The 11,398-nt window shown below is 65.2% G+C and carries 11 protein-coding genes and 2 pseudogenes; 9 read left to right on the forward strand and 4 right to left on the reverse strand.

The genetic code is table 11. From position 1 onward, the window contains the following. The first annotated feature begins 7 nt into the window (after window positions 1-7). The 3 genes from ACLP9N_RS14825 to ACLP9N_RS14835 are packed head-to-tail and all read left to right on the forward strand — an operon-like array spanning window position 8 to window position 2,434. On the forward strand, window positions 8-1,153 hold the full coding sequence (locus ACLP9N_RS14825; protein ID WP_442408135.1) for an amidohydrolase family protein: 1,146 nt from the start codon (window positions 8-10) through the stop codon (window positions 1,151-1,153). Between the two features lies 1 nt (window position 1,154). After that, on the forward strand, window positions 1,155-1,553 hold the full coding sequence (locus ACLP9N_RS14830) for a Rieske (2Fe-2S) protein (RefSeq protein WP_442408136.1): 399 nt from the start codon (window positions 1,155-1,157) through the stop codon (window positions 1,551-1,553). 14 nt (window positions 1,554-1,567) lie between these two features. Beyond that, a complete protein-coding gene (locus ACLP9N_RS14835; RefSeq protein WP_442408137.1) occupies window positions 1,568-2,434 on the forward strand; it encodes an alpha/beta fold hydrolase in 867 nt (288 codons plus the stop codon). A gap of 5 nt (window positions 2,435-2,439) precedes the next feature. Here the strand turns inward: ACLP9N_RS14835 and ACLP9N_RS14840 are convergent, their stop codons facing one another. After that, a complete protein-coding gene (locus ACLP9N_RS14840; protein WP_442408145.1) occupies window positions 2,440-2,913 on the reverse strand; it encodes a hypothetical protein in 474 nt (157 codons plus the stop codon). Window positions 2,914-2,944: 31 nt separating this feature from the next. On the opposite strand from ACLP9N_RS14840, the gene ACLP9N_RS14845 reads away from it, so the two are divergent. From ACLP9N_RS14845 to ACLP9N_RS14855, 3 genes and pseudogenes are all read left to right on the forward strand, one after another. After that, window positions 2,945-4,261 (forward strand): NADH-ubiquinone oxidoreductase-F iron-sulfur binding region domain-containing protein, encoded by a 1,317-nt coding sequence (locus tag ACLP9N_RS14845; protein ID WP_442408138.1) that lies wholly within the window; start codon window positions 2,945-2,947, stop codon window positions 4,259-4,261. A 7-nt stretch (window positions 4,262-4,268) separates the two neighbouring features. Further along, on the forward strand, window positions 4,269-4,565 hold the full coding sequence (locus tag ACLP9N_RS14850; RefSeq protein WP_442408139.1) for a ferredoxin: 297 nt from the start codon (window positions 4,269-4,271) through the stop codon (window positions 4,563-4,565). A 6-nt stretch (window positions 4,566-4,571) separates the two neighbouring features. Then, a pseudogene (locus tag ACLP9N_RS14855) lies at window positions 4,572-5,747 on the forward strand (acyl-CoA dehydrogenase family protein). Between the two features lie 18 nt (window positions 5,748-5,765). On the opposite strand, the gene ACLP9N_RS14860 reads toward ACLP9N_RS14855, so the two are convergent. From ACLP9N_RS14860 to ACLP9N_RS14870, 3 genes are read right to left on the reverse strand one after another with little or no spacing between them, the layout of a single operon-like run. Further along, entirely contained in the window at window positions 5,766-6,722 is a 957-nt protein-coding gene (locus ACLP9N_RS14860) for an LLM class F420-dependent oxidoreductase (protein WP_442408140.1), read from the reverse strand. Window positions 6,723-6,734: 12 nt separating this feature from the next. Next, window positions 6,735-7,478, reverse strand: coding sequence for a hypothetical protein (locus tag ACLP9N_RS14865; protein ID WP_442408141.1), 744 nt, complete (start codon window positions 7,476-7,478; stop codon window positions 6,735-6,737). Between the two features lie 11 nt (window positions 7,479-7,489). Then, the gene (locus ACLP9N_RS14870; protein WP_442408142.1) at window positions 7,490-8,410 is read right to left on the reverse strand and encodes an NAD-dependent epimerase/dehydratase family protein; all 921 of its coding nucleotides are present in this window, start codon (window positions 8,408-8,410) and stop codon (window positions 7,490-7,492) included. Window positions 8,411-8,609: 199 nt separating this feature from the next. On the opposite strand from ACLP9N_RS14870, the gene ACLP9N_RS14875 reads away from it, so the two are divergent. From ACLP9N_RS14875 to ACLP9N_RS14885, 3 genes and pseudogenes are all read left to right on the forward strand, one after another. After that, window positions 8,610-10,265: a thiolase C-terminal domain-containing protein gene (locus ACLP9N_RS14875; RefSeq protein ID WP_442408143.1), complete on the forward strand. Its 1,656-nt coding sequence runs from the start codon at window positions 8,610-8,612 to the stop codon at window positions 10,263-10,265. Window positions 10,266-10,316: 51 nt separating this feature from the next. Further along, entirely contained in the window at window positions 10,317-11,201 is an 885-nt protein-coding gene (locus ACLP9N_RS14880; RefSeq protein ID WP_442408144.1) for an alpha/beta hydrolase, read from the forward strand. Next, window positions 11,201-11,398 (forward strand): annotated as a pseudogene (locus tag ACLP9N_RS14885) (NAD(P)-binding domain-containing protein); the annotation flags it as partial. The gene ACLP9N_RS14880 and the pseudogene ACLP9N_RS14885, both read left to right, overlap by 1 nt.

The following is an 11,398-nucleotide window of genomic DNA, read 5'->3' on the forward strand; positions in this document are numbered from 1 at the left end:
GATCCAGATGACGTTGACCCATTCGCAGGAGCGGGTTCCCGCTGCCGAGCGCATAGCCGTCCGGTGCGTCGACTCCGATGTCCACCCGGCGCCAAAACGCGGCGAGCTGCTCCCGTACATCCCCGAGCCTTGGCGCAGCAAGTACTTCCTCAACCGCCATGTGGGCGAGCTGATCTACTACGACGCCCCCGACTACGCGCACAGCTATGCGATGCGCGTCGACACCTTCCCGTCCAACGGCGAATTTCCCTGCAGCGACCCGGATATGGCGTTCCGCCAGCTGATCATGGAAGCGGGCTCCGACATCGCGATCCTGGAACCCGCCGCCTACCCGGCCCGCCTGCCCGAAGCGCAGCACGCGATGTCGTACGCGTTAAACGACTGGCAGGCCAATCACTGGCTCGACAGCCACAACAACTGGCACGAGCGGTGGCGCGGTTCGATTTGCCTCGCCATCGAGGAGCCGGAAGCATCCGTGCGCGAAATCGAGCGCTGGGCCGGGCATCCCTTCATGGCGCAGATCCTGATCAAGGCAGAGCCGAGGCCGTCCTGGGGCCATCCCAAGTACGACCCGATCTGGGCCGCGGCGACTAAGCACGACATCACCGTGAGCTGCCACCTTTCGCGCAGCCAGTACGACGAGCTACCGATCCCGCCCGTGGGATTCCCCAGCTACAACCACGACTTCATGGTGACCTACTCGCTGCTGGCCGCCAATCAGGTGATGAGCCTGATCTTCGATGGCGTCTTCGACCGCTTCCCGACGCTGCGGATTGTCTTCGTCGAGCACGCATTCAGCTGGATCCTGCCGCTGATGTGGCGGATGGATGCGATCTACGAAGCCCGCAAGTCGCGGGTGGACATCAAGCGCAAGCCATCCGACTACGTCAAGGACCACATCAAGTTCACCACCCAGCCGCTGGATTACCCCGAGGACAAGACCGAGCTGACCCGCGCCCTGGAGTGGATGGAATGCGAAAAGATCCTGCTCTTCTCGTCGGACTACCCGCACTGGACGTTCGATGACCCGCGCTGGCTGGTCAAGCACCTCCCAAAGCACGCCCGCGAAGCGGTGATGTACAAGAACGGCATCGCGACCTATCACCTGCCCGAGACCGTTCCGGTTCTCGAGGGCCAAGTTCGGGTGCTCTGAATTGACGGAAGAAACCAAACGGCCCGAGCCCCGTCTCGCCCAGGGCCGCGAACACGTTGTCGCGACCGTAGACGAGATCCCGCCGGGCACCCACAAGCTGGTGCCGATCGGACGCCATGGCGTCGGCGTGTACAACGTCAACGGCAGCTTCTACGCCATCGCGAATTACTGCCCGCACCAGGGCGGGCCACTATGCTCGGGGCGGGCCCGCGGGCGCACCATTGTGGACGAGACCGCGGCCGGTGACGCCATCATGGTGCGGGATCTGGAGTACATCTACTGTCCCTGGCATCAATGGGGTTTTGAGCTGGCCACCGGCACGACCGCGGTCAAGCCGGAGTGGAGTATCCGCACCTACCCGGTCCGTGTCGTCGGCAACGACGTCCTGGTGATGGCGTGACTACAGGAGAATCGGTGTCTTCTCTCGAGATAAATGGTGGCAACGTTATTTACGAAATCCTCGGCGACTCAGGCGATCTCATTACCCTGACGCCGGGTGGCCGGTTCAGCAAGGTGATCCCCGGTTTGCGTCCGCTGGCCGAGGCTCTGGCCGACGGAGGCTATCGGGTGCTGCTGTGGGACCGGCCCAATTGCGGGGCCTCCGATGTGCAGTTCTACGGGCAAAGCGAGTCGCACATGCGCGCCGAGACCCTGCACAAGCTGGTGACCGGACTCGGCTTCGAGCGGTGCATCCTCGCCGGAGGATCCGGCGGGGCGAGGGATTCCATGCTGACCACGATGCTCTACCCCGAACTAGTCGAGAAACTGGTGGTGTGGAATATCGTCGGCGGCATTTACGGCACGTTCGTGCTGGGCTCCTTCTACATCGTCCCAAGCATTCTCGCGGTGCGGGGTACCGGAATGGACGGCGTGGTGAAGGTCCAGGAATGGCGCGAGCGCATCGAGGAAAACCCGGCCAACAAGCAGCGTTTCCTCGACTTCGACAAAGACGAGTTCCTCAAGGTTATGCTGCGCTGGCTCAACGCATTCGTTTCCAAGCCGGGACAGACGATTCCGGGTGTCGAGGACGGAATGTTCGACCGAATAAAGGTCCCCACGTTGATCATTCGTGGCGGCGAGAACGACATGGATCACCCCAAACGGACATCGCTGGAAGTCAGCTGTCTGATCAAGGGATCGAAGCTCATCGACCCGCCCTGGCCCGAGGACGCGTGGGAGCGGGCGTCCGAAGACCGCGCAGCGGGCAGGGTAAAGCACTTCAACATGTTCGACACCTGGGTGCAAGCGGCGCCCGCGATCCTCGAGTTCCTGGGGCGCTAATGCGTCTATACCGTGCGAATGTGGACCTCGCAGTTGAGCGAGGCCTCCAGAGCCGTGTGGACGCGGCTTTCCGGAATCCGTTCGAGCTCGTCCTCACGCAGCGTCACGTAGACGATGTCGAAGCCGTCATCGCCGGGCGAACGGGTGATCTCGCCGGTGAGCCCGAACGCGGACAACACACCGCGGGCGTCATCGTCGGTTCCCCTGCTGACGAAAGTGACCACGCCGGGCACCGGGATAGTGCTGAAAGCCTTGGCGCACATGGCAATTGCGGTTTGCTTTGCAGCGTCGACATCATCGGCGGCGATGAGCACCTCGACCTCACGGCGGCCCGCCGGCATCGTCGCAAGGTTGTTGTCGACCACGTCGGCGCCTATCTCGCCCACGAGCCTGAGGAGCGACTCCATGCCCTCTTCTAATTGCGCAGGCGTGCGCACACTTCCCGGGTCGACGTTGACGCGCACCACCGCAGTCCGCATGTGCGCAAGCCTAACGATGGCGGAATAAAGCATGAAAACCACACAAGCCTCGACCATCAATGTCGGCACCTCGCCCGGGTGCGACGCCAGGATGCTGGGCGAGCATCCCGGCCAAGCCCGCGAGGACCTCGCGGCATATCGCGGACTCGGCGGTTATCGCTCGCTTGCCGGCGTCGACGAGCTGTTGGCGGAAGTCGAATCCAGCGGACTGCTCGGCCGCGGCGGCGCCGCCTTTCCGCTCGCCGTGAAGTTGCGTGCGGTTCGCGACAACGGGCGCCTGACCGCTAGTGCCGGTGGCACCACCGTCGTCGCCAATGGCGAAGAGGGAGAACCGGCTTCGATCAAGGACCGATGGCTGCTGCGGAACCGGCCGCACATGGTTTTGGACGGACTGCGGTTGGCCGCGGCGATCGTCGAAGCCACGCGCGCCTACGTCTATGTGTCCGACCCGGACTCGGCTCGCAGCGTCGAAGCCGCGCTGAGCGAACTCGGTGAACTCAATGCCGACACCCTCGGCGGGGTCACCGTCGACGTCTGGACAGTGCAGCCCGGATACGTGGCTGGCGAAGAGACCGCCGCGGTCCGCTCGCTCAACGGCGGCCCGGCCAAGCCGACCGACAAGCCGCCGCGCCCGTTCGAAGAGGGCGTCGGCGGGCTGCCCACCCTGGTCAGCAATGTCGAAACCCTGGCCAATCTGCCTTACCTGCAGCGCCACGGCTCGGCGGCGTTCCGCTCACAGGGCACGTCCTTGTCGCCGGGCACGTTCCTTGCGACCGTCACCGGAGCCGGCCGACCGTCCGTTCTCTACGAGATTCCGCACGGCTTGCCGTTCACCGAACTGCTTGCCCTGCACGGGGTTTCGCCTAGCGACGTGCGAGGCACGCTGATGGGCGGCTATTTCGCCGGATTACTGAACCAGCGTGTGCTGCAGACCAGCTTGGACCACGAGACGATGCGAGGACTCGGCAGCGGGCTGGGCTGTGGTGCGATCTCGGTGATCACCGACGACTGCCCCGTTGCGGTGGCGGCATCGGTGCTGGCCTACTTCGATCGTGAAAATGCCGGGCAGTGCGGTTCGTGTTTCAACGGGACGGCGGCAATGGCCGCAGTCGGCGGGGCACTTCGCGACGGCGCCGCGACGATCGAGGATCTCGACCGGTTGCGCCGCTGGTCGGTAGTGCTCCGCGGGCGCGGCGCCTGCGCGACGCTGGACGCCGCCACTAACGTGGCGGCCACCCTGCTCGACCAGTTTCCCGACGAGGTGACACACCACCTCGACGGCAGTTGTCGACAGTGCAGCCGCGGCGCATTCCGCGCAGACCGTCCCTACCAGGCCGAGCGGCGATGAGGTCACCATGAAAATCCGTCTCGACCGCACCGTTTGCGACGGCTTCGGCGTGTGCGCCAAGCACGCACCCGGCTACTTCTCGCTGGACGACTGGGGATATGCGTCTCTGGTCGGCGATGGCACCGTGCGGGAAGAAGACCGCGACGCGGTCATGCGGGCCTTGATGGACTGCCCGGTCCACGCCATCACCGAACCCGGTGAGCGCATACCCGAAGCCGCGCATCCATTTTCCAGCAGCCCCGAAGATCCCGTCGAGAACCTCAACACCGAGTCCAATGAAGCCGAGTGGGGATTTACGCGTTGAGCTGTCGTGCAACTCACCTTTGACACCGAGGTAGAAGCCTTCCGCGCGCAGTTCGTAAGCTTTCTCGCCGAACACCTTCCGACGGAGGCACAGGCCGCGGAGCGGCCTTCGTCGACATCGCACGTACCCGAATGGGCGCGACGCTGGCAGCGGCTCCAGTTCGACCATGGCTGGCTGCTGCCTGGCAACCCAACCGAATTCGGCGGCCGCAGCGTCAACATCCTGCAGCAGTTCGTGCACCGCGAGGAGCTCTCGCGGCGCCGGATCTATCACTGCTTCAACCCCCAGGGCGTCGGGATCATCGCGGCGTCGCTGCTGTCCTTCGGGACCGACGAGCAGAAGCAGCTCTGGGCGGTCCCCATCCTGCGAGCTGATATGACCGCGTCACTGGGAGTGAGTGAACCCGGTGCCGGCTCCGACCTGGCCGGGCTCCGGACAACAGCCGAGTTGGTCGGCGATCACTTCGTGGTCAACGGACAGAAGGTCTGGACCTCCGGCGCCCATGACGCTGACGTCGTGCTCACATTCGTACGCACCGACCCCGCCGCGCCTAAGCACAAGGGCATCAGCGTGCTGCTCATCCGCACCGATACTCCCGGCGTAGTGTGCCGGCCGTTCGCGTCCGTCTATGACCGCGACGATCTGGACTTCAACGAGGTCTTCTTCAATGACGTACAGGTACCCGCGGAAAATCTTGTCGGCCCGCTCAATGGCGGGTGGCAGGTCGCTAACGGCTCGCTCGGCCACGAACGCACCTCGATGTGGATGGCCTTCGCCAACCGGCTCGAGCAGCTGCTCGACGACTACCGGCCGGCGGATGAGGTGAACCGAGATCACTACGCCACCATCGTGATGGACTACTACGCACTGCGGCTGCTCGGCTCAGCGGCGCTGGGCCGGGGCGGCCCACGGTGACGTCGATGTGGCGGCCTTGTCCACGCTGAAAGTCCTCGGTTCGGAAGCCGAACAAACGCACTCAGACATGCGCTGGATGCGGCCGGACTCGACGGATTACGCGACAAGGCGCTCACCGCCCCGTACAACCCTTACGCCCCAAACCTTTTCACTGCCAGCTGGTTCGCCCGCTACAACAGCAGCTACGCGGGCACGATCGCGGGCGGCACTTCCGAGATTCAGCGCAACATCATCGCCCAGCGAGTCCTGGGCCTACCACCGCGCTGATCTCTAAAAGGCGGGCGTTCACAAAGCAGGGCAAAGCGACGACAGAAACGCCTGAGTCCGAAGTCGCGATTCGCTCCGTTGCGTTGCGTCTTTGCCCAGCGGGACAATTCGCGCCGCGAGATCGGTAACACCCGCGTCGCGGTAGGCGCGCAGCCGAGTGAGGATGGCAGACTCGTCGCCAGCGGCCATGGTGTCGCCGACGTCCTCGGCGTCACCGTGCTCGAGCAGTCGCACATAGTTCGGTGAGAAATCCGCGTGTCCGAGAACGTCGCTGGCATAGCTACGAGCAGCGTCCGTCTCGTTGTTCAAGCAGAGCGCGACGGGAACACCGGCGACGATCCGCGGAGCGGGCCGGCCAGCCTCGCTGGCCGCCGCGGTGATGCGCGGAACGACGTGGTCGCGGATCGCCCGCTCGTCCGCCATCCAGAGAATGGTGCCGCCCGCCCGTTCACCCGCGAGTCGCAGCATTGCCGGCCCCAAGGCAGACAACAAGATCGGCATGTCGAATGTGTCCGTGATATCCACCGGCGAGTGCACGCGGTAGCTGCCGTTGTCGACATCGACAGTGCCCGGCCCGCCAAACGACGCATCCAGCACGTCGAGATAGTCGGCCATCAACTGCGCCGGGCGATCGTAAGGCAATCCGAGTTGCGCATTGACAATCCAATGATGCGATGGCCCGATGCCGAGTGTGAACCGCCCGGCGCACGCGACCTGGGTGGTCAACGCTTGTTGGGCCATGATCATCGGATGGCGGGTCTGGATCGGAACGACCGCCGTTCCGATTTCGATGCGTCCGGTGGCCTGGCCAATCAGCGTCACGGCGGTCATCGCGTCGAGGTAGCCGGGGACCTGGGGCATCCAAAACGCGGTGAAGCCGGCGCTTTCGGCCGCGGCACCGTCGGCGATCAGCCCGGCCAGCCGGTCAGCACGCGAGCGCTCCTTGTCGGAACCGACCATCAAGCCGACGCGCATGCGACCCAACGCCTACGGCACATACCGATCCCACTCATAGGGCACCACCGCGAAAAACGGTGCGGCAAAAAGTGGTTCGATGCCCGGCTCGGCCCAGCGGGCCGCCAGCACCGGCCGCAGCCGTTCCGCGACGGCAATCGGGTCGTCGTCAAGAAAGCAATACGTGATCGACTGATCCTGTTGAGCGCTCGCCAAATTGGCGTCGACCTTCCGCGATAGACCGGACCAGACGCCGGCCACGCCCTCGACTTCGGCCAGCGGGGCCACCGCTGCCGGTCCCCGCTCGACCAACAGGAACGCGCCCCGCACGGGCAGCCAGGGCAGTAAGTCCGATCCGACCTTGACCCGCGGCGCGGCCGCTTTGCTTTGCACCTCGTACACACCGCGCTCCACCGGTGGCAGCAAAGGAAGTTTGCGACCGGCATTCCCCAGTGCCATGGACAGCTCGTTGAACCCGCGAAGCCCGGCCTGGTCGGTGAAGAAGTACGTCATCACATGGTCGATCGCGTCCAATGGCCCACCGCTGACCACACGCGCGGAACGACAGGCCGGCGTGGACACCAACCGCAACGAGGCGCGCACCGCGGCCAGCCGGTGTTGCTCCGGGCGGTGGTCAAGGGTGTGCCAGCGCAGGTAGTCGGCGTCGGTTCCGTCAGGATGGCGAGTCGCCATGGACACAAACAGGGTGGTGATCTCGCCGCGCCCGGCGGCGAGGACCTCAGCGACCTCGTCCGATGGCGTGCCGGGAAGTTGCATCACATGCGGCCCTACGATCTCGTCGAATTGGGCTGGCGCAGCATGAGTTCGGGGTGGCGGGCCTGGATCATCCGCCGGAAGCCGTCACGCCAGGGCACTTTAGTGCTGCCGAGTACGTCGTGCATGTGGGTGACGTCCGGCCATAACGGCGTGTGCGCCCGGGCGGTGTACTCGAAGATCGGCTCGACACCGATCAGCTCACCCATGTACGTGCAGTAATCCTCGACGCTGACCGTCTCGCTGCCGGCCCAGTTCACCACGACCGGCGGTGTTGCGGCGACTTCCATGGCGCGGATGCCGAGCTCCACGTAGTCGTCCTCATAGATCGGGTTGTAATTGTTCGGCTTGTCGGGATGAAGCCGAATCGGCTTGCCCGCCAGCATCGCATCGAGACGGTCGGCGGGCGCGCCGCCCTCCGGACCGTAGGTTGAACAGATCCGGATGATCGTCAGCGGAATCCGATAACGCTTGGCGATCCACGTGCAAACTGCCTCTGCCGCGACCTTGGAGATGCTGTAGTTCGCCCGTAGTGGGACGCCCGGCGGATCGGTCTCGATCAGTGGGCGCTGTCCCTGGTAGGCGTAGATCGAGCCGGTTGAACAGAAGACGAAACCCTTGGCGGAGCGGCAGTGGTAGAGCAATTCGCCGGACATCTGTGCGTTTGTTTCGACGCAACGATTCCAATCGTTTGTGCCGACGTCCACGGCCGCGTGGAAAACGTAGGTGAAATCGTCCGGGAGGACGGACAAGTCGCCTGCGCTGATGTCCAGCGCGACGGGTCTGATGCCGGCGGCGACGAGTCGCTCCCGGGCGGCGGGATCTTTCAAGCGCGCGGCACCCCACACCTCGTTCTTGGTAGCCAGAGCGCGCGCGATAGGAAACGCGACCTTGCCCGTCGCGCCGGTGATCAGGATCTTCTCTGCGTCGAGCAACCAGCGCTCCGATCATGACCAGAAACCCACGTCAGCGGCGTTACCAAATGTAAAGTACTTGATATCTCGCGTCGAGCATAATTGCCCTTTACAGAACATATGGCCTGGATCGTTCCTGCTCGGGAGTGATAACGTAATTCTCCGATTTGTATAACGGGCCTACCAGGCTCTCGGGGGCCAGCCGACTTCCGGAGGTGACGTGTCAGCAGCACCGGGACGACCGCTGCCCCTGATCACGCAGGACAACGAATTCTTTTGGACGTCGGGCGCCGACGGCACGCTGCGGCTGCAGGAGTGCACAGCCTGCGCCGCGCTGATCCATCCGCCGGCGCCGGCGTGCCGCTACTGCCGCTCACGCGATGTTGGCGTGCGTGCCGTCTCCGGCAGGGCGACGTTGGCCGGCTTCACCGTGAACGACCGGTTCAGCCTCCCCGGGCTGCCGGCGCCCTACGTGGTCGCCCAGGTGGCGATCGCAGAAGACCCCCGGGTCCGGCTGACCACCAACATCGTGGACTGCGATCCCGATCAGCTCGAACTCGGCCAACAGGTGGAGGTTTTCTTCGAGCAGCTCGAGGATGTCTGGCTGCCGCTGTTCCGGCCCAGCGCAGACGCCGAGCAGGGCCAATTGCCAGTCGACGAGATCGCGCCGGAACGCTTCGGTGAATACGTCCGGCCCATGCTCACCACCGAGAAGTTCGAGGACAAGGTCGCCCTCACCGGGATCGGGATGTCGCCGATCGGGCGCCGGCTCATGCAGCTGCCGCTGTCGCTGACCGTTCAGGCCTGCGACGCGGCGATCGCCGATGCCGGGCTGACGTACGCCGATATCGACGGCCTGTCGACGTACCCGGGCGCGATCAATGTCGGCGGCTTCGGGGAAGGTGGGGTCACCGCCTTGGAGGCCGCACTGGGCATTCGGCCGACGTGGCACAACGGCGCCATGGAGACGTTCGGCCCGGGCGGATCGGTGATAGCCGCGATGCTCGCGATCGCCGGCGGCCTGGCCCGCCACGTGCTGTGCTTCCGGACGCTGTGGGAAGCGACCCACGGTGAGCTGATGAAGCAGGGCAAGGTCACCCCGTCGATGGGCCGGATGACGGGCTGGCAGATGCCGTTCGGCGCCACCTCGGCGGCTCACACCTTGGCGATGAACGCGCAACGGCACTTCCACCGTTACGGCACGACCAAAGAAACACTGGGCTGGATCGCGTTGAACCAGCGGGCCAACGCCGAACTCAACCCGACCGCCGTCTACCGCTCCCCGATGACGATGGACGACTACCTGAACGCCCGACCCATCACCACACCGTTCGGTCTCTACGACTGCGACGTCCCGTGCGACGGCGCGATCGCCGTGATCGTTTCCGCCGTCGACGCCGCCAGTGACCTAGCCAAGCCGCCCGTCCTGGTCGAAGCGGTGGGAACACAGATCATCGAGCGGATCGACTGGGACCAAAGCACATTGACACACGAACCGCAGGTGCTGGGCCAGTCGGCGCACCTGTGGACGCGCACCTCGCTTCGGCCCACCGACGTCGACGTCGCCGAACTCTACGACGGGTTCACCATGAACTGCCTGTCCTGGATCGAGGCGCTCGGATTCTGCGGAATCGGGGAGGCCAGGGAATTCCTGGACGGCGGCAAGAACATCGCCCGCGACGGCCTGCTGCCGCTCAACACGCACGGCGGCCAACTGTCGCATGGCCGCACCCACGGCATGGGTCTGCTCCACGAAGCGATCAGCCAACTGCGCGGTGAAGCAGGCGAACGCCAGGTCGCCGACGCCCGCGTCGGGGTGGTCAGCAGCGGTGGTCTGACCCCCAGCGGCGTCCTTCTGCTACGGGCCGACGCATGAACGCGCCGCGCCGGCGACGATGCAGAGCGAAGCGATGAGGAGGAGCGGCGCATGACTGTCCGCCCCAGGGTGGTGATCGTGGAGGGCGTGCCGATGTCGGCGATGGTCGCCGAGGCGACAGATACCGAAGCACCCCGGGCCGTGATCCTGGCCATCCACGGCGGGGGCACCACCGCCATCTACTTCGACTGCCCGGGCAATCCGTCGTCTTCGCTGCTACGGACCGGCGCGGCCGCCGGATTCACGGTCGTGGCCCTCGACCGGCCCGGATACGGTAGCTCGGCGCCCTATCCGGACGCCATGGCCGCACCCGAGCAGCGGGTCAACCTCGCGTATGGGGCGGTGGATCGCATCCTTGGGGAGCGACCGCGCGGCGCCGGATTGTTCGTGATGGGCCATTCGGGTGGATGCGAACTCGCGATGCGGATGGCCGCCGACGAGCGGGGCGCCGACCTGCTCGGCATGGAATTAGCGGGCACGGGCCGGCACTATCACCCCACGGCCCGCGACATTCTGAAGACGGCAACCAGAGAACGCCGGCCGGCGGGCATCTACGAGATGCTGTGGCACCCGGAGCGGCTGTATCCGCCCGAGGTCCTCAACGGGGCCACCATTTCCCCGTCGGCCCCGTCCTACGAGGACCAGATGGTGTCCGACTGGGCCCGGCAAACCTTCCCGGCTCTGGCCCCCGCTGTGCGCGTTCCGGTGCAATTCAGCATCGCGGAGTACGAAAGGGTATGGCAGACAGACAATTCGGCGTTGACCGAAATCACCGCACTGTTCTCCGGCTCGCCGCGATTCACCGTCAACAGACAACCCGAGGCGGGACACAACATCAGCCTCGGACACAGCGCAGCCGACTATCATCGCAACGTCTTTGCGTTCGTGGACGAATGCGCGGCCGCGGCGCCCTCGGCGAGCAAAGAGGCCGGTTGATGCATATCGGATTCATCGGATTGGGCAGCCAGGGCGGCCCCATGGCGCGGCGGATCATCGAGGCCGCCTACGACAACTCTCTGGGCGCGCCGACCCGACACCCTCGAGCCGTTCGCCGACACGGCGGCGAAGGTCGCCAAGTCCCCGGCCGAACTGGGCGCCGCCAGTGATCTGGTCTGCCTGTGCGTCGTCGGCGA

The sequence above is a fragment of the Mycobacterium sp. genome (assembly GCF_052144515.1).
In the GTDB taxonomy this organism is placed as follows: Bacteria; Actinomycetota; Actinomycetes; order Mycobacteriales; family Mycobacteriaceae; genus Mycobacterium.

Coding starts and splice junctions, on each gene's coding strand:
- ACLP9N_RS14825 (WP_442408135.1), top strand. CDS start 8: ATGACGTTGACCCATTCGCAGGAGCGGGTTCCCGCTGCCGAGCGCATA.
- ACLP9N_RS14865 (WP_442408141.1), bottom strand. CDS start 7,478: ATGCAACTTCCCGGCACGCCATCGGACGAGGTCGCTGAGGTCCTCGCC.
- ACLP9N_RS14840 (WP_442408145.1), bottom strand. CDS start 2,913: ATGCGGACTGCGGTGGTGCGCGTCAACGTCGACCCGGGAAGTGTGCGC.
- ACLP9N_RS14860 (WP_442408140.1), bottom strand. CDS start 6,722: ATGCGCGTCGGCTTGATGGTCGGTTCCGACAAGGAGCGCTCGCGTGCT.
- ACLP9N_RS14850 (WP_442408139.1), top strand. CDS start 4,269: ATGAAAATCCGTCTCGACCGCACCGTTTGCGACGGCTTCGGCGTGTGC.
- ACLP9N_RS14880 (WP_442408144.1), top strand. CDS start 10,317: ATGACTGTCCGCCCCAGGGTGGTGATCGTGGAGGGCGTGCCGATGTCG.
- ACLP9N_RS14845 (WP_442408138.1), top strand. CDS start 2,945: ATGAAAACCACACAAGCCTCGACCATCAATGTCGGCACCTCGCCCGGG.